The organism is Carbonicoccus niuqiaonis (assembly GCF_050157065.1).
Lineage (GTDB): Bacteria > Actinomycetota > Actinomycetes > Propionibacteriales > Propionibacteriaceae > Avipropionibacterium.
Genome location: NZ_CP189573.1, coordinates 2990642 through 3017633, shown reverse-complemented (window position 1 = coordinate 3017633; position 26992 = coordinate 2990642). Strand labels below are relative to the sequence as shown.

Annotated in this window: 22 protein-coding genes and 2 tRNA genes; 14 read left to right on the top strand and 10 right to left on the bottom strand. The window is 70.3% G+C overall.

The window, feature by feature from the left end:
• Nucleotides 1-25 precede the first annotated feature (25 nt).
• Nucleotides 26-634, top strand: coding sequence for a hypothetical protein (locus ACQBAU_RS13800; RefSeq protein WP_465256924.1), 609 nt, complete (start codon nt 26-28; stop codon nt 632-634).
• On the opposite strand, the gene ACQBAU_RS13795 is transcribed toward ACQBAU_RS13800, so the two are convergent.
• Together ACQBAU_RS13795 and orn are read right to left on the bottom strand one after the other, a co-directional pair.
• Nucleotides 627-702, bottom strand: a tRNA-His gene (locus ACQBAU_RS13795). The two genes, ACQBAU_RS13800 and ACQBAU_RS13795, sit on opposite strands and share 8 nt — an antisense overlap.
• Nucleotides 703-770: 68 nt before the next feature.
• The gene (orn, locus tag ACQBAU_RS13790; RefSeq protein WP_465259511.1) at nt 771-1427 is read right to left on the bottom strand and encodes an oligoribonuclease; all 657 of its coding nucleotides are present in this window, start codon (nt 1425-1427) and stop codon (nt 771-773) included.
• Between the two features lie 184 nt (nt 1428-1611).
• Here orn and ACQBAU_RS13785 point away from each other — a divergent pair, with 184 nt between their 5' ends.
• The 4 genes from ACQBAU_RS13785 (at nt 1612) to ACQBAU_RS13770 (ending at nt 5052) form a co-directional block, all read left to right on the top strand.
• The gene (locus tag ACQBAU_RS13785) at nt 1612-2733 is read left to right on the top strand and encodes a LolA family protein (RefSeq protein WP_465256926.1); all 1122 of its coding nucleotides are present in this window, start codon (nt 1612-1614) and stop codon (nt 2731-2733) included.
• Nucleotides 2734-2794: 61 nt separating this feature from the next.
• Complete coding sequence (locus ACQBAU_RS13780) at nt 2795-3754, top strand: ABC transporter ATP-binding protein (RefSeq protein ID WP_434551388.1); 960 nt, start codon at nt 2795-2797, stop codon at nt 3752-3754.
• Entirely contained in the window at nt 3744-4646 is a 903-nt protein-coding gene (locus ACQBAU_RS13775) for an ABC transporter permease (RefSeq protein ID WP_465256927.1), read from the top strand. The genes ACQBAU_RS13780 and ACQBAU_RS13775 overlap by 11 nt, the downstream gene beginning before the upstream one ends.
• Nucleotides 4647-4764: 118 nt before the next feature.
• Nucleotides 4765-5052: a DUF1905 domain-containing protein gene (locus tag ACQBAU_RS13770; protein WP_465256928.1), complete on the top strand. Its 288-nt coding sequence runs from the start codon at nt 4765-4767 to the stop codon at nt 5050-5052.
• Here ACQBAU_RS13770 and ACQBAU_RS13765 read toward each other — a convergent pair whose 3' ends face one another.
• Nucleotides 5053-6252 carry an MFS transporter gene (locus ACQBAU_RS13765; RefSeq protein WP_465256929.1) on the bottom strand — a complete coding sequence of 400 codons (1200 nt, stop codon included), beginning with the start codon at nt 6250-6252 and terminating at the stop codon, nt 5053-5055.
• Between the two features lie 107 nt (nt 6253-6359).
• Nucleotides 6360-6435 (bottom strand) — tRNA-Arg (locus tag ACQBAU_RS13760).
• A gap of 252 nt (nt 6436-6687) precedes the next feature.
• Between ACQBAU_RS13760 and ACQBAU_RS13755 the strand changes: the two genes are divergently transcribed.
• From ACQBAU_RS13755 to ettA, 5 genes are all read left to right on the top strand, one after another.
• Nucleotides 6688-8295, top strand: a complete 1608-nt coding sequence (locus ACQBAU_RS13755; RefSeq protein ID WP_434551384.1) for a PrsW family intramembrane metalloprotease — start codon at nt 6688-6690, stop codon at nt 8293-8295.
• 65 nt (nt 8296-8360) lie between these two features.
• Nucleotides 8361-10328 carry an ABC transporter gene (locus ACQBAU_RS13750; protein ID WP_465256930.1) on the top strand — a complete coding sequence of 656 codons (1968 nt, stop codon included), beginning with the start codon at nt 8361-8363 and terminating at the stop codon, nt 10326-10328.
• A complete protein-coding gene (locus ACQBAU_RS13745; protein ID WP_465259370.1) occupies nt 10328-12175 on the top strand; it encodes a P-loop NTPase family protein in 1848 nt (615 codons plus the stop codon). Before ACQBAU_RS13750 ends, ACQBAU_RS13745 begins: the two co-directional genes overlap by 1 nt.
• 149 nt (nt 12176-12324) lie before the next feature.
• Nucleotides 12325-12975, top strand: a complete 651-nt coding sequence (locus tag ACQBAU_RS13740; RefSeq protein WP_465256931.1) for a single-stranded DNA-binding protein — start codon at nt 12325-12327, stop codon at nt 12973-12975.
• Between the two features lie 178 nt (nt 12976-13153).
• Nucleotides 13154-14836, top strand: coding sequence for an energy-dependent translational throttle protein EttA (ettA, locus tag ACQBAU_RS13735; RefSeq protein WP_434551380.1), 1683 nt, complete (start codon nt 13154-13156; stop codon nt 14834-14836).
• Between the two features lie 68 nt (nt 14837-14904).
• Here ettA and ACQBAU_RS13730 read toward each other — a convergent pair whose 3' ends face one another.
• Nucleotides 14905-15597 carry a TIGR03089 family protein gene (locus ACQBAU_RS13730; RefSeq protein ID WP_465256932.1) on the bottom strand — a complete coding sequence of 231 codons (693 nt, stop codon included), beginning with the start codon at nt 15595-15597 and terminating at the stop codon, nt 14905-14907.
• A gap of 149 nt (nt 15598-15746) precedes the next feature.
• On the opposite strand from ACQBAU_RS13730, the gene ACQBAU_RS13725 reads away from it, so the two are divergent.
• Nucleotides 15747-16604, top strand: coding sequence for a class I SAM-dependent methyltransferase (locus ACQBAU_RS13725; protein ID WP_465256933.1), 858 nt, complete (start codon nt 15747-15749; stop codon nt 16602-16604).
• A gap of 232 nt (nt 16605-16836) precedes the next feature.
• Here the strand turns inward: ACQBAU_RS13725 and ACQBAU_RS13720 are convergent, their stop codons facing one another.
• From ACQBAU_RS13720 to ACQBAU_RS13705, 4 genes are all read right to left on the bottom strand, one after another.
• Entirely contained in the window at nt 16837-17448 is a 612-nt protein-coding gene (locus tag ACQBAU_RS13720; protein ID WP_434551377.1) for a maleylpyruvate isomerase family mycothiol-dependent enzyme, read from the bottom strand.
• A gap of 119 nt (nt 17449-17567) precedes the next feature.
• Nucleotides 17568-18536 carry an RNA polymerase subunit sigma-70 gene (locus ACQBAU_RS13715; protein ID WP_434551376.1) on the bottom strand — a complete coding sequence of 323 codons (969 nt, stop codon included), beginning with the start codon at nt 18534-18536 and terminating at the stop codon, nt 17568-17570.
• Complete coding sequence (locus ACQBAU_RS13710) at nt 18533-21403, bottom strand: FAD-binding and (Fe-S)-binding domain-containing protein (RefSeq protein ID WP_434551375.1); 2871 nt, start codon at nt 21401-21403, stop codon at nt 18533-18535. Before ACQBAU_RS13710 ends, ACQBAU_RS13715 begins: the two co-directional genes overlap by 4 nt.
• 68 nt (nt 21404-21471) lie before the next feature.
• A complete protein-coding gene (locus ACQBAU_RS13705; RefSeq protein WP_434551374.1) occupies nt 21472-21978 on the bottom strand; it encodes a MarR family winged helix-turn-helix transcriptional regulator in 507 nt (168 codons plus the stop codon).
• A gap of 93 nt (nt 21979-22071) precedes the next feature.
• Here ACQBAU_RS13705 and ACQBAU_RS13700 point away from each other — a divergent pair, with 93 nt between their 5' ends.
• From ACQBAU_RS13700 to ACQBAU_RS13690, 3 genes are all read left to right on the top strand, one after another.
• Nucleotides 22072-22623, top strand: coding sequence for a YceI family protein (locus ACQBAU_RS13700; RefSeq protein WP_465256934.1), 552 nt, complete (start codon nt 22072-22074; stop codon nt 22621-22623).
• Nucleotides 22624-22837: 214 nt separating this feature from the next.
• Entirely contained in the window at nt 22838-24061 is a 1224-nt protein-coding gene (locus ACQBAU_RS13695; protein WP_434551372.1) for an acetyl-CoA C-acetyltransferase, read from the top strand.
• 112 nt (nt 24062-24173) lie between these two features.
• Nucleotides 24174-25982 (top strand): AMP-dependent synthetase/ligase, encoded by a 1809-nt coding sequence (locus tag ACQBAU_RS13690; protein WP_434551371.1) that lies wholly within the window; start codon nt 24174-24176, stop codon nt 25980-25982.
• Nucleotides 25983-26016: 34 nt separating this feature from the next.
• Here ACQBAU_RS13690 and ACQBAU_RS13685 read toward each other — a convergent pair whose 3' ends face one another.
• A complete protein-coding gene (locus tag ACQBAU_RS13685) occupies nt 26017-26952 on the bottom strand; it encodes a 3-hydroxyacyl-CoA dehydrogenase family protein (RefSeq protein WP_465256935.1) in 936 nt (311 codons plus the stop codon).
• Between the last annotated feature and the right edge of the window lie 40 nt (nt 26953-26992).

The following is a 26992-nucleotide window of genomic DNA, read 5'->3' as shown; positions in this document are numbered from 1 at the left end:
TGCCTGAGTAGTACGTTCGGGGCCGATGCTCATCGAGCAGGTCGAACGCCTCGTCGAGCGCTTCTACACCAAGGTGCAGATCGACCCGGAAACCATTGAGGCAGTCTCGGCGATGATCCATGCCCGGTTCGACGAGATGATGGCCGAAGGAGCCGCCGAACTCGCCGACCTCGCGTCCCGGAGGACCCAGCTCGAAGGCGAGCAGCAGAAGCTGCTCCAAGCTCACTACGCCGGAGCCATCCCACTCGACCTCCTCAAGAAGGAACAGGACCGGATCACCGCGTCGTTGGAGACCATCGAGCACCGGATCACTGCGCACCACGGCCACTACGCCGCAGCGCGAGAGAACCTCGACGACTCCCTGAAGCTGCTGTCCAACGCCGCCGACATCTACGAGCATGCCGACGATGCGAACCGTCGGCTCCTCAACCAGGCGCTGTTCAAGACGATCTACATCGACGAAGACAACGACGTGCGCGTCGGCTACCGCAACCCGTACGACGGGCTGAGCATCCCCGGCCTCCACTCCGACGCGCTGACCTGGGCCGCCGAGGCGAAGAAAATGGGCCAGGTGGGAACCGCGACCAAGGGCGGACCCTTGGTCGCAAGTTCACACCTGACCCGTTTGGGGTGAGTGACGGGACTCGAACCCGCGGCCACCTGGACCACAACCAGGTGCTCTACCAGCTGAGCTACACCCACCGTGCCGACGTCGAACTGGTCAACGACGTGCCCGCAAAGTGTAGCGACTCACCCCGGCAGGGACGAAATCAGTTCGCCGACGGCGCCTGGGCATCGGGCTCCGATGCCGTACCGACCGGGGTGACGGAGGCGTCGCCGACCCGTTCGGGGACAGCCCCGGTGAGGGTCCCCTGATGCCTGGCGGCGAGTTCGCGGGCCGTGGCGGTGTCCGGTCCGGGGTCGGCCACGAACACGGCCTCCCGGTAGTAGCGAAGCTCCTCGATCGACTCCTGGATGTCGGCCAGCGCCCGGTGGTTGCCCGACTTGGCGGGGGAGGCGAAGTAGGCGCGGGGGAACCAGCGACGGGCCAGCTCCTTGATGCTGGACACGTCGACGCTGCGGTAGTGGACGTGTCCCTCCAGGGCCGGCATGTCGCGGGCCAGGAAGTTGCGGTCGGTGCCGATCGTGTTGCCCGCCAGCGGTGCCTTGCGGGCCTCCGGCACGTGCTCCCGGATGTAGTCGAGTACGACCTGCTCGGCGTCCGACATCGTCATCCCGGTGGGCAGTTCGGTCAGCAGGCCCGACTTCTCGTGCATCGTGCGGACCACGTCGTTCATCGCGACCAGCGTCTGCGCGGGTGGGGTGATGATCACGTCGACGCCCTCGCCGAGCACGTTGAGGTCGCCGTCGGTGACGAGCGCCGCCACCTCGATCAGGGCATCCGTGGCCAGGTCGAGGCCGGTCATCTCGCAGTCGATCCACACCAGCCGGTCATTCACGGCCCACACTCTAGACCGCGTACGGCCCGCGCCGGACGAGCTGCCCCCGACGGCCGCGCCCGGGGGCACCACCCCACGCACCCGGATCTCGGGGGTGCCTCAGGGTCTCCGAGGCCTTCGATCTGTTGCCCCGGCGGCGTAGCATGAGGTCATGTCGGCATCCACCCAAGAACGACAGCACCGTACGAGCAGGGCCCGGACGCCGTTGCGCTGGGCCGTCCCGGTGGTCGTCGCCGCGCTGGTCGCCGGCGGCGCCTTCGCCTCCCAGGCACAGGCCGAGCCGCCGCTCCCGCCGAAGACCGCCGAGCAGTTGCTGGTCGACCTGCAGAACCCGACCGCCACCGCCTTCTCCGGCACCGTCCGCTCCGACGTCGACCTCGGGCTGCCGGCCATTCCCGGCGCCGGCGAGGGTCCGGGCAGCCTGCTGACCGGATCCAACACCGTACGCGTGTGGGTCGACGGCACCAACGCCAAGGCCGCGATCACCAAGGGCTCCGACGAGTGGGCCGTGATCAAGGGCGAGAACGACGTCTGGATCTGGTCCAGTGCCGAGCGCAAGGCCACCCACGCGACCGTCCCCGAGGGCGAGAAGACGTCGAAGCAGCGCCCGGGCACCCCGGAGTACACACCACAGCAGCTGGCGCAGAAGTTCCTCGCCGCGGTCGAGCCCGACACCGAGGTGAGCACCAACCGGACCACCACCGTCGCCGGACGTGCCGCGTACGAACTGGTGCTGACCCCGACCTCGGCCGACACCAAGATCGGGAGCGTGTCGATCGCGGTCGACGCGACGACCAACATGGCACTGCGCACCCAGGTGTGGGCCAAGGGTGCCGACGCACCGGCCATCGACGTCGGCTTCACCGACTTCAGTGACGCCCGACCCGACGCCTCGGTGTTCACGTTCACCCCGCCGCCCGGGGTGGAGGTCGAGGAGGTCACCCCCGGCGAGCACCAGAAGCGCGAAGGCCAGCAGGGCGAGGGCAAGCAGGGCGAGCGGCCCGAGGTGATCGGCTCCGGCTGGTCCCAGGTCGTGATCGCGAAGCTGCCGTCACCGGGCGCCGGCAACACCGAACCCAACCAGGGCGGCGAACGCGGCGGCGAGGCCCAGCAGTGGCAGCAGATGATCGACCAGCTGCCCACCGTCAGCGGCAGCTGGGGCGGCGGAAAACTGCTCGAGGGCAGCCTGTTCAGCGTGGTACTGACCAACGACGGTCGCGTCGCCGCCGGCGCGGTCACCGCAGATCACCTGGTCAGTGTCATCCCCGGCTGACCTGTCAGCCACGGACTCCTCGTCCGGGGAGGACGAACGGTCGAGTCCCGTCGACGCGCCGATGGCCGTCCGGACGACCGGCCTGACCAAACGGTTTGGTCGGCACACCGCGGTCGGCGGCATCGATCTGGCCGTCCCGGTCGGCTCGGTGTACGGGTTCCTCGGCCCGAACGGCTCGGGCAAGACCACCACGATCCGGATGCTGGTCGGCCTGGTCGCCCCCGATGCCGGCACCGTCGAGGTGTTGGGGCAACCGACCCGGGGGACGACATCAGGCTCGGTGCTGTCGCGGGTCGGCTGCCTGATCGAAGGACCGGCGTTCCATCCCCACCTCTCCGGTCGGGCGAACCTGCGGCGGCTCGACACCGCCGACATCGCCGCCGACCCGGCGACCGCCGGCCACCGGATCGGAGCCGCCCTGGAACGCGTCGGGCTCTCCCACGTCGCCGACAAACGGTTCCGCGCCTACTCGTTGGGCATGAAGCAGCGGCTCGCGATCGCCGGTGCGCTGCTGCAACCCCGTGACCTGCTGATCCTGGACGAACCCACGAACGGACTCGACCCGCAGGGCACCCGGGAGATCCGCCACCTGGTCGCCGACCTCACCTCCGACGGGACCACCGTGTTGGTGTCCACCCACCTGCTCGCCGAGGTCGAACAGATCTGCAGTCATGTCGGGGTGATGTCCACCGGCAAGCTGGTTGCCCAGGGGACGTTGGCCGAGGTACGAGGAGCGCACGGCCGGATCCGGGTCGACACCACCGACGCGACCGCCGCGACCACGACGCTGACCCGACTGGGGGTCACCGAGCTCACCACCACCTCGGTGGCCCGCGGCCGCAACGCCGTCGGCGCCGAACTGTCGGCAGTCGCCGGTGTACGACCCGCCGACCTGGCCGCGGCCGAGGTGGTCGCCGCACTCGTCGCCGACGGCGTCCCGGTGGAGGGGTTCGAGGCCCGACAGGCCAGCCTCGAGGACGAGTTCATCGAGCTGACGGGGGCCGGATTCGATGTCGCCTGACGCCAAGCCGGCCACGAACGAGGAACTGGCGATCGGCGCCGCCCCGGCCCCGGGCCCGGCGCGGGCCGTACCGCCGGTCGTCGGTGCCCTGCGGTTCTTCACCGGTGAGCTGCGGCTGATCTTCGGCCGTCGGCGCAACCAGGTGGGCCTGCTGGTGCTGGCGGTGATCCCGATCCTGATCTCGATCGCGATCAAGGTGTCGGGGCCGGACCCCGGCGACGGGCCGGGCTTCTTGACCAGCATCACCGAGAACGGCTTCTTCGTCGCCGTGGTCGCGCTGACCCTGGAGCTGCCGCTGTTCCTGCCGATGGCGGTCGCCACCCTCAGTGGTGACGCGATCGCCGGCGAGGCCCAGCTCGGCACCCTGCGCTACGTGCTGACGGTGCCGGTCAACCGGACCCGGCTGTTGGCCACCAAGTACGCGACGCTCATCGTCGGTGCGATCGTCGCGCCGCTGCTGGTCGCCACGGTCGGCATGATCAGCGGCGGGATCCTGTTCGGGATGGGCCCGGTGACCACGATCTCCGGTGCCCAGATCGGGCTGGGGGAGGCGATCGGTCGGCTGCTGCTGATGGTCGGCTACCTGGCGGTCTGCCTGGCCGCCGTCGGTGCGATCGGACTGCTGGTCTCGACGCTGACCGAGCAGCCGATCGCCGCCACCCTCGCCACCATCGGGCTGGTCACGATCGCCTTCGTCCTCAACCAGATCCCGCAGCTCGACTGGCTGCACCCGTTCCTGTTGGTGCACCAGTGGCTCGCCTTCACCGACCTGCTGTTCGAGCCGGTCCTGCTCGACAACATCACCAACGGGCTGCTCGTCAACGGTGCCTGGGCCGTGGTGGCGCTGTCGATCGCCTGGGCCCGGTTCTCCGGGCGCGACATCACCGCCTGACCACCAGTCTCCGAGCTCGGCGGGCGTCTCGACGGGCTCGACGGGCGTGCCCTCACGTTCCCCGAGCTTGTCGAGGGGCCCCTTGCGCACGACCGGCCGCCTGTTCGAAGGTGGGGGGATGGAGTTCACCGTCGAGGGCGAGATCATCTTCTGGCGTGGGCCAGAGCCGTTCTACTTCCTCACGGTGCCGGATGATCTGGTCGGTCTGCTGGCCGAGCTCAGCAACGCCGCGACCGCCGGGTGGGGCACGATCCCGGCCACGGTCCGGATCGGCGAGACCCAGTGGGAGACGACGGTGACCCCGCGTGAGGACGGCTACCTGGTGCCGGTCAAGGCGGTCGTCCGCCGGATCGAGCAGGTCGACGAGGGCGACACCGTCACGTACGGGATGCACATCGACTGGTGATCAGCGCAGCCGGTTCGGGCCGACCCGGCCGATCCAGCGGGCCAGCCAGCCGGCGCCGAGCCAGCCCACGACCCCGATCGCGACCGACGCCGCGCCGAGCGACACCAGCAGCGTCACCGCACTGATGAGGAAGGGGCCGGTCGCCCCGCCGATGTCGGCACACAGTCGCCAGCCGCCCAGGAACTTCGCCCGCCCGACCATCGGCGCCTCGTCCGCACCGAGGGTCATCACGATCCCGGACGAGAACCCGTTGCCGAGCCCGAGCAGGCAGGCCACCGCGATCACCCCGCCCAGGCCGTGGCTCAACGGCAGCAGCACGAACCCGAGGCCGAGCACGATCATCGCCGGTACGGCACCCCACACCCGGCCCATCCGGTCCATCAGCGCACCACCGGGCAGGAACATCAGCATGTCGACCGCGCCGGAGATGCCGTACACGATGCTGGCGGTGGAGGCGTCCAACCCGATGTGTTCGCACCACAGCGGAACGATGCCCTGCCGGGCGGCGCGGACCGCCGAGATCGTCAGGATCCCCGAGCCGAGCAGCAGCAGGACGCGACGATGGGCGTACAACACCTGCCACATCGACAGGCCCCGCGCCGCAGCACGCGGCGCCGCCGGCTCGGCGTCACCGGCGGGGCCCGCCGCGGTCGGCAGGTCGGGCAGGGTCATGGCCAACAGTGCCGCGCCCAGGCTCATCACGGCGGCGAAGCCGTACACCCACGACATCGGGACGACCAACAGCATCCCGGCAGCCAGGAACGGACCGATGAAGGTGCCGATCCGGAAGGTGCCGCCGAGCGCCGACAGGGCCTTCGCCCGATTGCGGATCGGCACCGCCTCGGTCAGGTAGGCGTGCCGGGCCAGCCCGAACACCGCGTTCGCCAGTCCCATCACCAGCACCGCGGCCGCCAGCACCGCCACGTCACGGGCCAGGAAGGCGGTGCCGAAGGCGAGCACCTCCACCAGTCCGGCACCCACCAAGGCCCGCCGCTCACCGAACCGGTGGGCGATCGCACCCGCCGGCAGGTCACCGAGCAGCTGGCCGAGCCCGATCAGCCCGACCAGCAGCGCGGCGGTGCCGACGTCGGCACCGAGGCTGCGGGCGGTCAAGGCGATCAGCGGCAGCGTGGCGCCCATCCCGATCGACGCCAACGCCGTCGGTCCGTACACCGGAATGATGAGCCGCTGCCAGCGCACGGGCCGTCCCACCTTCCGGTCTGCGAGTGTGATGTGCGTGCGGTGCACGCTGCCACGTCCGGGCCACGATGATCGGCTCGTCCCACGGCCGTGGAGACCCGAGATTCTGGCGCCCCCGGCAGGATTCGAACCTGCGACCAGAAGATTAGAAGGCTTCTGCTCTGTCCACTGAGCTACGGGGGCCGGTGGCCCGCTCCATCGTACGGAATCCGGCCCGCCCGGCGCTCATCGAGGGACGATCCGGCCCGTTCCGGGCTGCGTGCCCGTGCAAAGGGGCGCCACAGCGACACAGCTGGACGTATGCGTCGCCGATGTCGCTCAGACGCCCATCCTTACGACCGACCCCGCCGATCTGGGGCCCGGATGGCGCGATCGAGGGGTGTGGGAGGGGCGGCGACCCGTGAGGTGGGCACCTCGGCAGGTAGCCTTGTCGCCATGTCCGTGGTGCCCGCGAGCAAGGCCTCGTCCCTGCAGGAGGATCCGCTGGTGCCCATCGGGTCGACCGCGGCCGAGCGCAAGGCGATGCGGCGCAACGGGATCGCGGCACCGGAGCCGGAATTGTCGATCGGGCAACGCATCCTGCGCAGCCCGCTCACCTACGCCAGCATCGTCGTCGTGCTCGGCACCGTCGCCAGCCTGATCGGGCTCTACCTCATGATGGTGCCCGACCGCGAGCTGCCGACCGGCACGGTCCCCGGGCTCGGGCACGAGGCGATCTTCGAGGCCAACAGCTACGCGCTGATCACCGTGATCCCGCTGGTGTGCGTGTTCATCCTGGCCGACCGGTTCCGCACCCAGGGCTTCTTCGGCCGCGCGTGGATCTGGGTCCTCACCTTCGCGTGGGGGGCGGCGATCTCGACCTTCCTGTCGGCCCACTTCAACACCCTGGCTGCCCAGCACCTCAGCATCGTCGGCAACGGCGACCCGGCCACCGGCGCCCGCGCCGCCATCTTCGTCGCCCCGTTCGTCGAGGAGGCCACCAAGGCCACGGTGCTGTTCTTCATCGCGATCCTGCTCCGGTACGGCTACGTCAGCCGCCTGGGATCGGTCGCCCTGGCCGGCATCTCGGCCGCCGGGTTCGCGTACGTGGAGAACATCATCTACTACGGCCGCGTCTACCGGTACGCAGCGCAGACGTACGGGCAGGTCGAGCCCGAGGTCGCGATGCAACAGCTGTTCTTCGTCCGCGGCATCGCCAGCTTCTTCGCCCACCCACTGTTCACGATCATGACCGCGTTCGGGCTGATCGTGGCACTGCGCACGCGCAGCAAGCGCGTCCGGATCATCGCACCGCTGGTCGGCTTCTGCGGTGCCGCGCTGCTGCACATGGCGTGGAACGGGTTCGCCAGCACGATGCAGAACCCGATGCCGCTGTACTTCTTCATCGCCCTGCCGCTGGCCATCTTCGTGTTGACGTTCACCATCCGTGGGGTCGGCCGGGAGTCCCGGCTGCTGCGGGCCCGGCTCGGCGACTACGTGCTGACCGGCTGGTTGTCCGAGGCCGACCAGGACGTGGTGTCGTCCCCGATGCGGCGGCTGTCGGCCATCTGGTGGTCGATGTTCGAGCACCGCGTCACCGCGTTCCTCGCACCGCTGCTGATCATCGTGATGCCGCTGCTCATCGTGCTGACCCTGGTGTTCGAGTGGAACGTGATCATCGAGTACGGCATCCGGATCGTCGCCCTCGGCCTCGTGATCGTGGTGATGGCGGCCCCGTCGCCATGGCGCGACATGCTGCGTTACCTGCGGCTGGGCACCGAGTTGGGCTACCTGCGCGACGCGATCACCCGCGGCCTGGTCGATGACGGCGGGTTCGCCCGGGAGGGGCAGATCTTCGCCGAGCTGGAGGCATTGCGGGACCGCGGCATCGATCCGCTGGGCGGTGCGGTGCGGTACCCGTGGCAGTGGGTGCGGGAGTTCCTGCAGCAGCGGCGACAGCGTCGCCGGCCGGTCGGTGGCGGCCAACGACAGGGCCCGGCACGCGTCGGAGCCGGGGCTGCGCAATACTCCGCAGTGGATCCCACGTGGGCTCCACCGGGGTGACCACCTCGGGCAGCTGACGGCGGTGGTTCGACCACCTCGTCCTCAAGGCCGGGAGGTGCCCGCCGGTGACCGACGATCTGCAACGTGCGCTGGGTGAGCTGCGTGACGCGGTCGATGCCGTACGGCTACCGCTGCGGCTCCCCGACGTGGCCGAGCGGCAGCAACAGGCCCGCGCCATGGTGCACCAACTCGACGACTACGTGCTGCCCCGGCTGGCCACCATCGACGCACCCCTGTTGTGCGTCGTCGGTGGCTCGACCGGCGCGGGCAAGTCGACCCTGGTCAACTCACTGGTCGGTCGTACGGTCACGGTCTCGGGGGTGATCCGGCCGACCACGAAGGCCCCGGTGCTGGTGCACCACCCCGACGACGGTCGCTGGTTCGCCGACGACCGGATCCTGCCCGGGCTGGCCCGGACCACCGGCCAGCTCGGCGGGGTGGAGGGGACCCGTGCGTTGCGGCTGGTCGCCGAGGACTCGATCCCGCCCGGACTGGCGATCCTGGACGCCCCCGACGTCGACTCGGTCGACGTGCGCAACCGGGAGCTCGCCGCCCAACTGCTGGCGGCCGCCGACCTGTGGCTGTTCGTCACGTCGGCGGCCCGCTACGCCGACGCCGTGCCGTGGGAGTACCTGCGCTCGGCGGCGGAGCGGTCGGCAGCGGTCGGGGTGGTGCTCGACCGGGTCGACCCGGCCAACCTGCAGGAGATCGGCACCCACCTCGGCCAGATGATGTCGCAGCGCGGGCTGGGGGAGTCGCCGCTGTTCGGGGTGCCCGAGACCACGGCCACCGAGGGCGGAGTGCTGCCGGCCGCGGCCGTCCAGCCGATCAAGTCGTGGTTGGCCTCGCTGGCCGCCGACCAGGCGAGCCGGTCCGATGTGGTGCACCGCACCCTCGACGGGGCGATCACCCAGCTGGTGCAGCAGTCGCCGGTGTTGGCCCGCGCGGTCGACGAGCAGGTGCACACCCTGGAGCAACTGCGGGCCGAGGCGGACGCGTCGTACGCCGAAGCCGTACGGACCATCGGCGTGCAGACCGCCGACGGCACCCTGCTGCGCGGGGAGGTGCTCACCCGGTGGCACGAGTTCGTCGGGACCGGTGAGTTCTTCCGGGCGCTGGAGCAGCGGATCGGCTGGCTCCGCGACAAGATCGTCGCCACGGTGCAGGGCAAGCCGCCCGCTGCCGCGAAGGTGCAGGTCGCGGTCGAGGCCGGGCTGGAGGCGCTGGTCCGCGAGGAGGGCAACGCCGCCGCCGAACGGGCCGAGGCCGCGTGGCACGCGCACCCGTCCGGACGGGCGCTGTTGGCGAGCGGCCGGTACGACCTGTCGCGCGCCTCGGCCGACTTCCCCGCCGATGTCGCCCGCAGCATCCGCGACTGGCAGGGCGACGTGCTGGACCTGGTCGCCGACGAGGGGATGGGCAAGCGGTCGCGGGCCCGGTTCCTGGCGTTCGGGGTGAACGTGATCGGTGTCGCGCTGATGATCGTGGTGTTCTCCCAGACCGGCGGGCTGCTCGGTGCCGAGGTCGGGGTGGCAGGTGGTACGGCGTTGCTGGCACAACGGGTGCTGGAGGCGGTGTTCGGCGACCAGGCGATCCGATCGTTGACCCAGCGGGCGAAGGCTGACCTGGACGGCCGGGTGGAGGCGTTGCTGGCCGCCGAGCTGCGTCGGTTCCACGCGCTGCTGGACCGGCACGCCGCCGACCCGGCCGATGCGAGCCGGTTGCGGGCGGCGATCACGGAGGTGGGCCGGCTGAAGGGGCTGCCGGTGCACGTCGGTTCGGTGCTGGTGCCGTCCGAGGCCGAGGACGCCCGCAGTCGTGAGCTGGCCGGACGGGGACGCCCCGAGCTGACCGTGGACGGCCCCGAGCCGGCCGCCGAGGTGATCGACACCGGTGGCTCCTCCACGCAGCCGCCGGAGGCGGAGGTGGTGGACGCCGAGGTGGTCGAACCGGCGTCCGGTTCCGGCGGGAGTGGTGTCGCGGCCGAGGGGCACGGCGGGACCGACACGGCGCGTCCGGGGGGATCACGCTGATGGCTGGGCGGACCAACCTGGCGGGCCGGCTGCAGGCACTGCGGAAGGCGACCGACCTGGCCCGTGGCCGGGTGCCCGACGAGGTCGTCGAGGCCGCCGACGCGGTGGTGCGGCGGGCGACCGGGCGGCTGGCGATCTCCGGCGACGCGACCGTGGTGGCCCTGGCCGGTGCCACGGGGTCCGGCAAGTCGACCACCTTCAACGCGTTGGCCGGCGGGGAGTTGTCGCTGCCCGGTGTCCGACGGCCCACCACCTCGCACGCGGCGGCGGCGGTGTTCGGCGACGAGGGTGCCGACGACCTGTTGGACTGGCTCGAGGTGAAGGCCCGGCACCGGGTGCCGGCCGCTGGCGTCGCCGACCCGGGCGAGCCGGCCCGTGACGAGCTGACCCGTGCCGAACCGGGCGGGGTTGAACGGGGCGGGGTTGAACGGGGCGGGGTTGAACGGGGCGGGGGCGAACCGCGCGGGGACGAACCCCGCAGGGCTGCTGGCGGTCGTGGCAAGCAGCTGGTCCCGGCTCGGGAGGGCAAGCGCCGGTTCGGCAGCTCCGGCGGCGAATCGCTCGACGGGCTCGTCCTGCTGGACCTGCCCGACCACGACTCGACCGAGCTGTCGCACCGGCTCGAGGTCGACCGGCTGGTCGAGCTGGTCGACGTCCTGGTGTGGGTGGTGGACCCGCAGAAGTATGCCGACGCCGCCCTTCACGAGCAGTACCTGCGGCCGCTGGCCCGGCACTCCGAGACGATGCTGGTGCTGCTCAACCAGGTCGACAAGCTGTCGGCCCGCGACCGGACCGCCGCCACCGGCGACCTGCGCGGGTTGCTCGACGAGGAAGGGCTCGACAAGGTCCCGGTGATGTCGGTCTCGGCCGCCACCGGCGAGGGCATGCCGGAGTTCCGGCGCCACCTGGCGGCCGTCGTGGCGAGCAAGAAGGCCGCGACCAGCCGGGTCCGACAAGACGTGGTGGCCGCCGGCGAACAACTGCGGGACGCCTGCGCGGACGTGGGGCGTACCCGCGACAAGGGGGGACGCGACGCGGGAGGACTGGGCAAGGCCACCGTCGGGCGGCTCAACGCGGCGATGGAGGTCGCCGCCGGGGTGCCGGTGGTGACCGAAGCGGTCGGGCAGGCGTGGCGGCGGCGAGGTGGGCTGGCGACCGGCTGGCCGGTGCTGGCGTGGCTCGCGAAGTTCCGGCCGGACCCGCTGCAGCGGCTGCACCTCGACCGGTTCCGGTCCGGACGCAAGGCGCCCAAGGAGATCGACCCGGCACGGGTCGGACGGAGCTCGTTGCCGGCCACCACCTCGGTGGAGCGGGCCCGGGTCGACACCGCGATCCGCGACCTGGTCGACGAGGTCGCCGGCGACCTGCCCCGCGGTTGGTCCGACGCGGTCCGTACGGCAGCGGCGGCCCGTCGCGACGCCGTCCCGGACCGGCTGGACCGGGCCGTCGCGACGACCGACCTCGACCTGCAGCGGCACCGCCGCTGGTGGCAGGTGGTCCGGGTGCTGCAGTGGGTGCTCGTCGCCGCCGTGGTGGCCGGGCTCGGTTGGCTGGCTGTCGACCTGGTGCTGCTGTACCTGCAGCTGCCGCCGTTGCCCGACGTGCGCTGGCAGCAGGTCCCGGTGCCGACGTTGTTGGTGGTCGGCGGGGTGATTGGCGGGCTCGTGGTGGCCGCCGCCAGCCGGATCGGCGTCGAGGTGGGCGCCCGCCGGCGGGCGGCCCGGGCACGCAAGCAGTTGGGGCTCGCGATCGCCGAGGTCACCGACGAGCTGGTGATCGAGCCCGTACGGGCAGAGCTCGCGCGCCACGACGAGGTCCGACAGTTGGCGGTGACCGCCGCGGAGTGACGTACGGCCGTGGCGGCTTGTCCACAGCGGCATCCGGACCGTGAAGCACTGTCCACAGCTGCCCGGATCGAGTGACGCGCGACGGGTCCGTCGTCCCACTGTGTGGGTACGACCCCAGCCATCGGGCGGGGCACGAGCGGAGGAATGCCATGGACGCACAGGTGCAGATGGTGGGCAACGTCGGAACGCAGGTGGTGTACCGCAGACGTACGGCCGAGCTGGACGCATGGGCCACCTTCCGGTTGGCCAACACCCCGGGTTACCGCCGGGGGGAGGAATGGGTGGACCGGCCGACCACGTGGATCACGGTCAACTGCCGTCGAGCCCTGGCGGGCAACGTGCGCAGCAGCCTCGACGTCGGGCACCCGGTCGTCGTGATCGGGAAGCTCCGGACCCGGACCTGGGCCGACAAGGAGACCGGTGAGCTGCGCGAGATCCTGGAGCTGGAGGCTGACGTCGTGGGTCATGACCTGCGCTCCGGGATCGCCAACTTCTCCCGGCCGCCCAAGCACGGCGACGGCGATCAACCGTCCGGATCCGACGAGGACATGGCCGGGGTCGGTGACAGGGCCCTCAGGCCCGTACGGGGTGGCGACGACCCGTGGGCGGGTGCCTCGAGTGCATCGGGCGACCCGCGCGTGGTCGACACCTCGGAGGTGGCCGACGTCGCGGGCGAGCCCCGGACCGACGCGAAGGCTCCCGCCGAGCCGGCCGCACCGGTCACCGAGCCGGCCGCACCGGTCACCGGGAAGGAGCAGCCGAAGGCGCGGTCCAAGGCACGATCGACGGTGAACGCCTGACCGGAACGTGACGGCCGGTGGGCACGAGACGAGCCCGGCCGGAGCCCGTGATCGAACGGACCGGGCTCCGGCCGTGGTCAACGCCGAACACTGGCATACTGGGGTCCGCTCGGCGACGCCCGACCGGTCGGCTCGGGGCGACGCGATCTGTACTCCACCGGGAAGGTTCCCACCAGCCATGCCAGAGTTCGTCTTCACCATGTCCAAGGTCCGCAAGACCCTGGGGGAGAAGCTGGTCCTCGACGACGTCACCATGTCGTTCTACGAGGGCGCCAAGATCGGTGTCGTCGGCCCGAACGGTGCCGGCAAGTCGACCCTGCTCAAGATCATGGCCGGACTCGAGCACCCCAACAACGGTGACGTGACGCTCGCCAAGGGAAAGTCGGTCGGCATCCTGCTGCAGGAGCCGCCGCTCACCGAGGACAAGACGGTCCGGGAGAACGTCGAGGAGGCGGTCGCCGAGACCAAGGCGCTGCTGCAGAAGTACGAGGACCTCGGCCTGGCGATGGGGGAGCCGGACGCCGACTACGAGGCGCTCGGCGACGAGATGGCCGCGGTGCAGACCCAACTGGACGCCCGCGACGCGTGGGAGATCGACTCGAAGCTGGAGCAGGCGATGGACGCCCTGCGCTGCCCGCCGCCGGACACCCCGGTCGACGTGCTGTCCGGTGGTGAGCGCCGTCGCGTCGCGATGTGCAAGCTGCTGCTGCAGCAGCCCGACCTGTTGCTGCTCGACGAGCCCACCAACCACCTGGACGCCGAGTCGGTGCACTGGCTGGAGGGCCACCTCAAGACGTACCCCGGCGCCGTGCTGGCCATCACCCACGACCGGTACTTCCTCGACAACGTCGCCCAGTGGATCTGCGAGATCGACCGCGGTCGGCTCCACCCGTACGAGGGCAACTACTCCACCTACCTCGAGACCAAGCGGTCCCGGTTGCAGGTCGAGGGCAAGAAGGACGCCAAGCGGGCCAAGATCTTGGAGAAGGAGTTGGAGTGGGTCCGCTCCAACCCCAAGGCCCGGCAGGCCAAGAACCGTGCCCGGCTGGCCCGGTACGAGGAGATGGCGGCCGAGGCCGAGCGCACCCGCAAGCTCGACACCAGCGAGATCAACATCCCGCCCGGTCCGCGGTTGGGCACCGACGTGCTGCAGGTCTCCGACCTGGTCAAGGGCTTCGGCGACCGGAAGCTGTTCGACGGGCTCAGCTTCGACCTGCCCCGCTCGGGCATCGTGGGCGTGGTCGGCCCCAACGGCGTCGGCAAGTCGACGCTGTTCAAGATGATCACCGGTGAGGAACAGCCCGACTCCGGCTCCCTCGACCTCGGCAAGACGGTGTCGATCTCGTACGTCGACCAGTCGCGGGCCGGACTGGACCAGACCAAGAACGTCTGGGAGGTCGTCTCCGACGGGCTCGACTTCATCAAGGTGGCGAACTTCGAGGTGCCGTCGCGCGCCTACGTCGCCTCGTTCGGCTTCAAGGGGCCCGACCAGCAGAAGCCGACCGGCGTGCTGTCCGGCGGCGAGCGCAACCGGCTGAACCTGGCGTTGACCCTCAAGATGGGCGGCAACCTGTTGCTGCTCGACGAGCCGACCAACGACCTCGACGTGGAGACCCTGCAGTCGCTGGAGGACGCCCTGCTGGACTTCCCCGGCTGTGCCGTGGTGATCTCCCACGACCGGTGGTTCCTGGACCGGGTGGCGACCCACATCCTCGCGTGGGAAGGGAACGCCCAGGACGAGGCCAACTGGTTCTGGTTCGAGGGCAACTTCGCCGACTACGAGACCAACAAGGTGGAGCGGCTCGGTCCCGAAGCCGCGCGGCCACACGCCACGACCCATCGACGTCTCACCCGCGACTGAGCGGGCGGGGAACACGCCCTGCGACCTCGGCCCGCTGGCCGTGCGTCGCGTCGCCCCCACCTCGCTGGTCAGGTGAGGGGACGTAGGTGACCACGTTCGCGGTCGGCGATCTGTGCCGGGTCGCCGCCGTGCACGGTGACCGAGGAGCCGCCCCCGAGCAGTGGTGCGACCAGCGCCTCGCGGACCAGTCCGAGCACGTCGTCCGGCGCCTCGCGGCAATCGAGCACCACTCGCTCCGACTGACCGTCGATGGCCGCGACCTCCGCGTACGACATCCCCTCCCAGGCGGGGTCGTCGGCCATCGGTGGGGTCACGAGCAGGGCGTCGGGCTCGCTGCGTACCTCGTCGGCCCAGTCGACCACGCCGTCGGGTAGGCCGTCGCCGAAGCCGAGAGCGAGCGGATGCAGCGAACAGGCGTAGCGCTCGCCGGTCGTACTGCCGAACTCGAGTTCGGGGCCGGAGACCACAGCAACTGCGTCCGCGTCGGGATCGAGCACCACCTCGACCCCGGCGGCCCAGCAGCCACCTACCCAGACCAGACTCATCCAGTGACCGGGCCGGCGGGCAGCGACCTCGAGAGCGATCCGGTCACCGGCACCGGCGCCGACCTGGTCGGCGATGAAGTTGGCCGCCTTGGCGACCCAGTTGCCGTACGTGATCGCCGACAGCTCCGTACGCGCGCCGTCAGCGTTGTAGCAGGTGAGCAGGGGTTGGGCTCCGTCCTGACGGATCCGGCGCTGCAGCAGCTCCCAGAAGATCACGCCGCCACCCTAGCGACCCCCGACCGGTCACTTTACGGAATGTCGCAGTTGCGACCGTTCTCCCTTGTCAGGCAGGCTTTCTTCATCCGACTGCCTGATGGCTGCAGAATCGAGCGGTCACTTTGTGGACGGCGCGTGAGGAGCTGATCATGGAACGCGACCAGTGGTTCGCCGACAACGAGGCCAACTGGGACCAGCGGGCAGGTGTGCACGTCACCTCCACCGCCTACCCGATGGAGGAGTTCGTCGCCGATCCGACCAAGCTCAACCACACCGTCGCCTATGATCGCGCCGACCTCGGCGATCTGACCGGCGTTCGAGGCGTGCACCTGCAGTGCCACCTCGGCACCGACACCATCTCGCTGGCTCGCCTCGGCGCGACGATGACCGGAGTCGACCTCAGCGCGGAGTCGATCCGCCACGCGTCCCGGCTCGCCGCCCGGACCGGGGACGCCGCAGACTTCGTCACCGCCAACGTGTACGACGCGGTGCCGGCCCTGGCCGCGGCTGGTCACCCGCCGGGCAGCTTCGACCTCGTCTACACCGGCGGCGGGGCACTGTGCTGGCTCCCCGACATCGCCGGCTGGGCCCGTGTCGTCGCGGAGTTGCTCGCACCCGGCGGTCGCCTGCACGTCCGCGACTTCCATCCGATGATGTTGGCCCTGGCCGACGAACGCCCCGACGGCCTGTTGGTGGTCGAACACCCGTACTTCGAGACCGCCCACCCCACCACCTGGGACGGCGCCGAGTCGTACGTCGGCGGTGCCCCGGACGCACCGACCATCACCGCCACCACCAGCCACGAGTGGAACCACGGCATCGGCGAGATCGTGACTGCGGTGATGGACGCCGGGCTGCAGCTCACCCTGTTGCGCGAGGACCGCACCTCCAACTGGGCCCGCTTCGGCGCCTCGATGGTCGAGGTCCCCGGCCATGATCACGAGTACGAGCTGCGTGATCGCCCGGACCGGCTGCCGGCGACCTTCACCCTCCAGGCCACCCGCTGACCGAGCCCGTCGCGGATTCCTCAACCGGACCGGTCGGGGTTGACCGGTCGGTCTACGGACTCGGCTCGCGGTGTCCTCAACTGGACCGGTCGGGGTTGACCGGTCGTTTTGCGGAATGGGGGTCGCGGTGTCCTCAACTGGACCGGTCGGGGTTGACCGGTCGTTTTGCGGAATGGGGGTCGCGGTGTCCTCAACTGGACCGGTCGGGGTTGACCGGTCGGTCTGCGGAACCTCAGGCAACCGCCGGCAGCGGGCGGCGACCGGTCACCACCAGGAGCAGTTCGCGCACGGGCAACCGCACCACCGTGCCCGTCCCGACCGTCACGTCGGCGTCGGTCGCCTCGAGCCGATGCCCACCGAGGTCGACCCCGAAGTAGGCGAGGTTGCGCCGTCCTGCGTGCTGGAGCACCAGCCCGATCCGGGCCGGAGGGGCCGGTGGCAACCCGAGCGCCTCGGTGATGTCGAGCCCGTGGATCACGTCGTGGCTCAACGCACCGACCGCGCCACCACCCGGCGGCTGCCACGGGTTGTCGACGTTGTCGCGCAGGCACGCCACCAGTTCGGCGTCGGACAGTCGGGCCACGTCGGCGCGGACGGCGCGGTTGGCCATCCGGTCGAAGTTGAACCCGGCCCGCGCCATCGCGCCGAGGTAGCTCAGCGGTCCGGTCCGGTAGGCGAAGGTGAGATGGGCGACCACATGGCGTACCTGCCACTCCTCGCACAGTGATGGCCGGCCCCACTGCTCAGGCGGCAGGTCCGCCATCAGGTCGACCAGTCGCGCCCGTTCGGCGAAGGTCTCAGCGGCGATGTGTTCGGTGTCGGGCTTGGGACCGGTGTCGGACATGGGGCGGCTTCCTCTCGGACGGGTGTCGCGTCACCCTTGTACGACCCATCGCCGGGAAACTCATCGGCCAGCCGGCACCCGTCCCTCAGTCGAGCGCGTACGTCAATCGAGTGCGTACGTCAGCCGAACTCGTCGGGCAGGCCGAACTCGCCGAACCGGTGCTCGGTCCCGAGGAAGGTGACGACGTGACTGATCCGTACGCCGTCGGGCGCCCGCTCGGTCTCGAGCAGGACCAGCGCGAACGGCACGATCCGTCCGTCGCCGGCAGGGCGGTACTGGCCGAAGCCGGCACAGCCGTTGATCATGGTCGGCAGCAGCCGCGCCCCGGCACACGTGTCGCTGCTGCCCATGAGTTCGGCGATGCCGGCACCGCCGCGGACCCACCAGGCGAACGGCGGCATCGAGGCCCGCGCGTCGTCGCGCAGCAGGTCGGTCAGCCCGGCGACGTCGTGCGACTCGAAGGCACGGACGTAGGCGTCCAGCAACTGCTGTTGTGCGGCGTCGGTGGGGTCGACCAGCTGGCCCTCGTCCGGCGGGTCGGCGGCCAGCGTGGCCCGGGCTCGCTGCAGGGCCGAGTTCACCGAGGCGACGGAGGTGTCGAGCACCTCGGCGGTCTCCTTCGCCGAGAAGGCGAGCACGTCGCGCAGGATGAGGACCGCCCGCTGTCGCGGCGGCAAAGCCTGCAGGGCCGCGATCATGGCCAACCGCAGCGATGACCGCTCCGCCACGATGGTGGCCGGGTCGGAGGCGGTTACCGTACGGACGTCCGGCATCGGCTCGACCCAGCCGGCGGCCGGTAGGGGATCGCCGAGTGCGGCACCGAACGGGGAGGCGGGCCCAAGATCAACAGCGACGGCCCGGCGCTTGGCCGCCCGTAGCTGGTCGAGGCAGATGTTGGTGGCGATCCGGTGGACCCAGGTGGACAACGCCGCCCGCGAGGGGTCGAACCGGTGAAGGTGCGCCGAGGCCCGGATGATCGTCTCCTGCACCGCGTCATCGGTGTCGGCGGCCGCCCCCAACATCCGATAGCAGTAGCCGGTGAGCGGTCGGCGCAGCCGTTCCAGGTCGTCGACCGTGGGCGTCGTCACCGGTGACCCAGCAGGAGCTCGGGCAAGGAGATGGCTCGGACGTCGGCGAGCTCGGCGAGCTGCGTACGACAGGAGAAGCCGTCGGCCAGCACCACCGCTTCCGGGCCGGCCTTGCGTACGGCGGGCAGCAACTCGGTCTCGGCCACCTTCACCGACACCTCGTGGTGCCCGCGCTCGACCCCGAAGTTGCCTGCCAGGCCACAACAGCCACCGACGGTCGTGATGGCGGCTCCGGTCGCCGAGAGCAGGTCCGCGTCGGCCTCCCAGCCGATCACCGAGGCATGGTGGCAGTGTGGCTGCACCACGATGGTGGTCCCGGTCAGGTCGGGCGGCGACCAGTCGGGGGTTCGGGCCAACAGCTCGGCCAAGGTGGTGACGGCCCCGGCGACCTCGGTGACCCGCGGATCGTCCAACAGCTCGCCGGCGTCACTGCGCCACACGGCGAGGCAGGACGGCTCGACGCCGATGATCGGGATGCCGTCGGCGGCCACCGGGTGCAGTACGTCGAGGGCGTGGCGCAGCTGCCGGCGCGCCCCGTCCAGTTGTCCGGTGGAGATCCAGGTGAGTCCACAACAGGCGTCATTGATCAACAGCTCGGGGGAGTAGCCGGCCGACCGGAGCACCTCGGCCAGTGCCAACGCCCCGGACTCGGAGAAGGCGGCGGTGAACGAGTCGACCCAGATCGCGACCGGACGGTGCTCGGTCGCGGTGGCGGTCCCCGCCGACAACTGCGCCCGCCGCCGACCGCCCACCCCGCGGCGTTCCGCCGACGTCGTCGCGAAGGCGGGCAGACTGCGTCGTTGGTCCACCCCGGCCGTCCACTTGATCATGGATCGGATCCCCGGCAGTCGCATCCCGAGGTTGGTCAGCCGGGCCACCGGTGCGAACCGGGTGATCAGTCGACCCCAGCGGGGCAGCCAGCCCAGGACGTAGTGACTGCGGGGCCGGATCCGGCCACGGTAGGTCTCGTCCAGCACGGTCGCCTTGTAGGCGGCCATGTCGATCCCGGTGGGGCAGTCCCGCGCACATCCCTTGCAGGACAGGCAGAGGTCGAGTGCCTCGTGCACCTCGGCGGAGCGGAAGCCGTCGGTGATCAGCTGCCCGTTGATCATCTCCTGCAGCACCCGTGCCCGGCCGCGGGTGGAGTCCTTCTCGTCCCCGGTCGCCTGATAGCTGGGGCACATCACGGCCAGGGTCCCGGAGTTGTCGGCCACACACTTGCCGACCCCGGTGCACTGGTGCACCTGGTCGGTGAGGTGCCCGTACTGCCGTCGCAGTGGTGCCGCGATGCTCTGCGGGATGCGCAGGTTGGCGGTGATCGGCTCCGGATCGACCAACACCCCCGGATTGAACAGACCGGCAGGATCGAAGATCGACTTCACCTGCCCGAAGAGCCGCAGCTGCGCTTCGGAGTACATGATCGGCAGCAACCTGCTGCGGGCCCTCCCGTCGCCGTGTTCCCCCGACATCGACCCGCCGTACGAGGCGACCAGATGGGCGGCCTCGGTGATGAACCGACGGTAGTCCTCCACCCCACTCGGCCGGTCGAGGTCGAAGTCGATCCGGATGTGGATGCACCCGTCCCCGAAGTGTCCGTACGGCAACCCGTGCAGGCGATGCCGGCCGAGCAGCGCCTCGAACTCGCGCAGGTAGTCACCCAGCGACTCGACCGGCACCGCCGCGTCCTCCCAACCGGCGTGGGCCGGCTTCGCCAGGCCGACACTGGCCAGACCGGCCCCGTCGGCCCGGATCCGCCACAGTGCCGCCCGGGCGGCCGGATCCTCGATCAGGAACAGGTCCGTGGCGTCGGCCCGGACGTCCTCGGCGACGGCCCGGGCACGGTCGGCGAGTCGGTCGGCGTCGTCGTCGGCGAGCTCGACGAACAGCCAGCCGTCGCCGCGGGGCAGGTCGGGGACCCCGCTGGTTCCCTTGGACTGCAGGGCCTTGTCGACAATCCGACGGTCCAGGCCCTCCACCGCGACCGGCCGGTGACGCGCCACCGTGGCGGCGGCGTCGCCGGCGTCGGCCATCGACGGGTAACCGATCACGATCATGGTCTGGTACGGCTTCGCCTCGACCAGGCGGACCTCGGCCTGCACCATCGTGCCGAGCGTTCCCTCGGTGCCGGCGAGGAACCGATGGACCGCACCGCCGTTCTCCGGCAACAGGTGTTCGAGGCTGTAGCCCGACACCTGTCGGTCGAACCGCCCGAACCCGGTCCGGATCTCGGCCAGGTTGTCGCCGGTCAACGCCAACAGCTGCTGCACCGTAGGTCCCGGGGCCTGCCCGGCCAGCGGACTGCCGGCCGCGCCGACCTTGATCAACTCGCCGGTGCCGGTGAGCAGTTCCATGCCGACGACGTTGTCGGCGGTCTTGCCGTACCCCATGGCGCGGGGGCCACAGGCGTTGTTGCCGATCATGCCGCCGATGGTGCAGCGGTTGAACGTGGACGGGTCGGGTCCGAACAGCAGGCCGTACGCCCCGGCAGCCTTGGTCAGCTGGGCCTGGACGACGCCGGGCTCGACCAGTGCGGTCCGGCGGTCGGGATCGATGTCGAGGATGGCGTTCAGCTTGCGGGTGTCGATCACCAGGCCCGGGCCGACGGAGTTCCCGGCACAGCTCGTTCCCGATCCGCGGCTGGTGATGGCGACCCCCGCCTCGCGGGCAGCGGTCACGGCGGCGGCGAGCTCGGTGGTGGTGCGGGGGCGGGCGACGGCCTGGGGGACGACGCGATAGAGCGAGGCGTCGGAGGTGTAGAGCGCCCGGGTCAGCGTGGAGGTGTCCAACACCTCGGACAGGCCGGCGTCACCGAAGGCCTGGGTGAGGGCTGCCGTAGCGCCGCTCACGTCCGCTGGGGCCAAGGTCATGAAGGCGAGCGTAGACGAGCGGACCGGGGTCCCGGTCGCCCCGTCCGGGACCGCCGGGCGCGGCCGGGTCAGGCGCCGTCGGAATCGACGTCGAGGACGGCCTGGAACACCCGACCCAGCGCCTCGAAGTCGGCGGGGTCGACCGCCTCCACGAAGTTCTGCCGGACGGCCGTGACATGGCTGGGAGCAGCGGTCTTGAGCAGCTGGAAGCCTGCCTCGGTCAGCTCCGCCCACACCCCGCGGCGATCCTCGGGGCACATCACCCGGGTCACCAGGCCGCGCTTCTCCAGTCGGGCGACGGTGTGGGTGAGTCGCGAACGCGACTGGTGCACCGCCTCGGCCAGTTCCGACATCCGGACCCGCCGCGTCGGCGTCTCCTCCAGCACGACGAGGATCTCGTACTCGCCCAGGTCGAGGCCGTGGCGCCGCAGGTCGGCGTCCAGCCGCTCGGTGAGGCGGGAGCTGCCCAGCAGGTAGGTCCGCCAGATCTGCTGCTGGTGCTGGTCGAGCCACTGCGCGCGGACGCGGTCCGCGGGGTCTCGTTCGGTGTCGGGAAGGGTGTTCGTGCCGCTCATGTGAGATAGATTACGCGGCAACAGTTGAGTGTTCAACTGATCTGTGTCATAGTTGGGTCTGTTGAAACATCAACTACTTAGGAGACCTGACAGATGAGCACCGCCACCACCACCACGAGCCTTCCCGCCGGCACCTGGCACATCGACACGCACCACAGCGAGGTTGCGTTCACCGTTCGCCACCTGATGAGCAAGGTCCGCGGCACCTTCGAGAACTTCGCCGGCACCATCACCACCGTCGAGGGCGATCCGACCCAGGCGAAGGTCCAGGCCACCGTCGAGATGTCGTCGGTCAACACCCGCAGCCCGCAGCGCGACGGCCACCTGCGCTCGAGCGAGATCTTCAACGCCGAGACCAACCCGCAGATGACCTTCCGCAGCACCAAGATCACCGAGGACGACGGCTCGTACGTCATCACCGGCGACCTGACCATCAACGGTGTCACCAAGCAGCAGGACTTCGCCGCCGAGTTCCTCGGGGTGGACGTGGACATGGCCAATGCCACCCGGCTGGGTGTGGAGGCGACCACCACCATCGTCCGCAAGGACTTCGGCGTCGACTTCAACATCCCGCTCGACGGCGGCAAGTTCGTCATCGGCGACAAGGCCCAGGTGACCCTGACCATCGAGGCCGTGCTGGCCTGAGTCGCACACCTCCCTCCCTCCCCAACCTCGTCGGCGCTCCTGTCAGTGCCTGACCCGATGACCGCCGGGCGTGCCCGCCCCAGGTCTCGTGGTCGCGCCGGGTGGTGTCGGGGAGGGGAAACCGGCCGGGCGTGGCCCGCTGACCGGGTGGACATACACTGTTACCCGTCAGTAACCACGCCCGGTCGAACCGGGCCGGCCCACGAGGACACCGATGCCCGAAGCCGTGATCGTCTCCACCGCCCGTACGCCGATCGGCCGAGCCCGCAAGGGGTCGTTGGTCGACGTCCGACCCGACGACCTGGCCGCCGGGGTGATCCGTTCCGCCCTGGCGAAGATTCCCGAGCTGGATCCCACCGAACTGGACGACCTGTACCTCGGCTGTGCCGAGCCCCACGACGAACACGGCGGCAACGTCGCCCGCCGCGTGGCCGTCCAGTTGGGCCTCGACAACGTTCCCGCCGCCACGATCAACCGGTTCTGCGCCTCCAGCGTGCAGACCGCCCGGATGGCCTTCCACGCGATCAGGGCCGGTGAGGGCGACGCCTTCGTGTCGGCCGGTGTCGAGTGCGTCTCCCGCTACCGCAACTTCGGCGGCGCCGGGGTCGACCCGGTCGAGACCCAGAATCCGATCTTCGCCGACGCCGCGGCCCGTACGGCCGGATACGTCGAGAGCAACGCGGTCTGGCGCGATCCCCGGACCGACGGACAGCTCCCTGACATCTACATCCAGATGGGCCAGACCGCCGAGCACGTCGCGACCCTGCGCGGCATCACCCGGGCCGAGTGCGACGAGTTCGGCGTCCGGTCCCAACAACGGGCCGAGCAGGCCACCCGCGACGGCGTCTTCGCCGACGAGATCGACCCGGTCACCCTGGCCGACGGGACCGTGGTCGACACCGACGACTGCCCACGGCCCGGCGTCACCCTCGACGGTGTGTCGGCGCTGCAGCCGGCGTTCCGTTCCGACGGGGTCGTGACGGCCGGCAACTGCACCCCGTTGAACGACGGCGCCGCGGCCGTGGTGATCATGTCCGACACACGCGCCCGTGAGCTCGGCCTCACCCCACTGGCCAGGATCGTGTCGACCGGGGTGTCGGCACTCAGCCCCGAGATCATGGGGCTCGGGCCGGTCGAAGCCTCGCAGCGTGCCCTCGCCCGGGCCAACATGATCATGGACGACATCGACCTGGTGGAGATCAACGAGGCCTTCGCGGTCCAGGTGATCGCCTCCCAGCGTGAGCTCGGGATCGACCCCGACCGGCTCAACGTCTACGGCGGTGCGATCGCGCTCGGTCACCCGTTCGGCGCCACCGGCGCCCGTATCATGACGACCCTGCTCAACGGCATGCGCCGGCGCGACGTCGAGTTCGGGTTGGAGACGATGTGTGTGGGCGGTGGACAGGGGATGGCGATCGTGCTGCAGCGCCTCACCTGACGCGTGACCGTACGCGTCACCGTACGATCCCTGTTCGCAGCCGTTTCGTGACCTGTCGGGTGTCGAGACGGACTAGACTGCCTGAGAAACACGTGTGCCGAGGAGGGCCCGGATGTCAGACGTTGCTGCACCACAAACCGACCGTGCGGCGTCGGTCGGGGCGCTGTTGCTGCGCCAGGCCGCGCAGTCGCCCCACCGTGAGGCCTTCCGGTACCCGGCAGGTGAGGACTGGGCGTCCCTCACCTGGCAGGAGACCAAGGACCGGGTGTTCGAGCTGGCCGGTGGCCTGATCGCGCTCGGCGTCGAGCCGGAGCAGCGTGCCGCGATCGCCGCCGGCACCTCGATCGACTGGGTGCTGGCCGACCTCGCCATCATGTGCGCCGGGGCCGCCACCACCACCGTCTATCCCAACACCAAGGCCGCCGACGTCGGCTACATCCTGACCGACTCCGAGTCGCGGGTGGTGTTCGCCGAGGACGACGACCAGGTCGCCAAGGTGCTCGACGGCGAGGAGCTGCCGCACCTGCTCAAGGTGATCACCTTCGGTGACAGCAGCTCCCACGAGTCGGTGATCACCATGGACCAGCTCGCCGAGCTGGGTCGGGGCTGGATCGCCGAACACCCCGACGGGATCGAGCAGGTGATCGCCCAGATCGGGACGGAGTCGCTGGCGACGTTGATCTACACCTCCGGCACGACCGGGCGGCCCAAGGGCGTCCGGCTGGTCCATGACAGCTGGGTGTACGAGGGCGAGGCCGTCCAGCAGACGGGGATCCTGGTCGCCGACGACCTCCAGTACCTGTGGCTACCGCTGTCGCACGTCTTCGGCAAGGCACTGCTCGCGATCCAACTGACGATCGGCTTCAGCAGCGCCGTCGACGGCCGGATCGACAAGATCGTCGACGGGCTCGGCGTGGTGCAGCCGACCTTCATGGCCGGTGCCCCGCGGATCTTCGAGAAGGTCCGCGCGAAGGTGAACATGCAGGCCGGGGACGGGCTCAAGAAGAAGATCTTCGACTGGGCCTTCTCCGTCGGCCGCCGCACCACACCCGACCGGCTCGCCGGGCGGCCACTGTCGGGGCTCGACAAGCTGCAGTACGGCATCGCCCACAAGCTCGTGTTCTCCAAGCTGGAAGCACGCATGGGCGGCCGGATCCGCTTCTTCGTCTCGGGTTCGGCGGCGCTGAACCGCGAGGTGCAGGAGTGGTTCTACGCGGCCGGGTTGCTGATCCTGGAAGGGTACGGACTGACCGAGTCGAGTGCCGCGACGTTCGTCAACATGCCCTACAAGGCCAAGCTCGGCACGGTCGGCCCGCCGCTGCCCGGCACCGAGGTCAAGATCGCCGAGGACGGCGAGATCCTGGTCAAGGGACGCGGTGTGATGCGGGGCTACCACAACCTCGACGAGGAGACCGCCGACGTCCTGGTCGACGGTTGGCTGCACACCGGCGACATCGGCCACGTCGACAGCGACCAGTACCTCACCATCACCGACCGCAAGAAGGACCTGATCAAGACCTCCGGTGGCAAGTACGTGGCCCCGCAGAAGATCGAGGGGGCGTTGAAGGCGGCCAGCCCGTACCTCTCGCAGGTCATCGTCCACGGCGACAAGCGGAAGTACGTCACCGCACTGGTCACCCTCGACGAGGAGTCGATCATGCAGTGGGCGGCCGAGAACGGACACGGCGACAAGTCGTACGTCGAGTTGACCAAGCTGCCGGCCGTCAAGGACATGGTGAACGCCCAGGTGGAGCAGGCCAACGACACCTTGGAGCGGTGGGAGACCGTCAAGGCGTACGCCATTCTCGACGCCGATCTGAGCGTCGACGACGGTGAGGTCACGCCGAGCATGAAGGTGCGCCGCAAGACCGTCGCCGAGCGGAACGCGGAGACGCTGGACAGCCTGTACGGCGAGGAGTGAGAGTGCCTGCCCCGGCCGATCACCGGCCGGGTGATCACAGGCCGGGCGGGGGCCCCAGGTCCTCACGGAGCTTGGCCAGCGCGACGAACACCTTGTCGCGGTAGGCGGCCAACGCCTCCCGCTGTTCGGCGGGGATGCGGCGGAAACCGCCGGACGACTTCAACCCGAGGTCGCCCACGTCCACCTTGGCGCGCAGCGAGTCCGGGGTGGCGAAGCGCTCCCCGTAGTGCGCGGCCAGCACGTCGAACGCCCCGGCGTACACGTCGAGTCCGGAGATGTCGCCGGCGGCGAGCGGACCGTAGAAGGGCAACCGCCAGCCGAAGGAGTTCGACACGACCGCGTCCACCTCCTCCGGCGTGGCCAACCCCTCCTCGACGATCAGCGCCGCCTCGCGGTAGAGCGCGAACTGCAGCCGGTTGCCCAGGAAGCCCGGGACGTCGGGCACCCGTACCGGCACCTTGCCGATCGAGGTCAACAGCTCGGCCAGCGGCGCCAGCACGTCGTCGTCGCCGGCCAGTTCGACCAGCGGCAGGAACGGTGCCGGGTTGAACCAGTGCATCACGACCAGCGGCTGCTCGAGGCTGTCGGCGAGCCGGCTGATCCCGATCGAGGAACTGTTGGTCGCCACGACCGTGTCGGGTCCGGCAGCCGCACCCACCCGGGCGAGCACCTTCCGTTTGACGTCGACGTCCTCGCTGACCGCCTCGATCACCAGGTCGGCGTCGGCGACCGCCTCGGCGAGGGAGTCGGCGCCGGTCAGGTGCTGCCGGATCGCGGCACCGTCGGCCTCGGACATCAGGTCGTCGCGGACGTAGCGGTCGGCCTCCTCGTGGAGTCGGGCCACGGCCGTCCGGGTCCGTTCGGCGTCCGCATCGACCACTACGGTCGGCAGGCCGCGTCGGGTGAACGCCTGGGCGATCCCGCCGCCCATGTAGCCCGCTCCGACGACGGCGATCCTGGTGTGGGTCATGGTCGGAGGCTACCGCTGGTGCAACGTTTCAAGTCCGTCG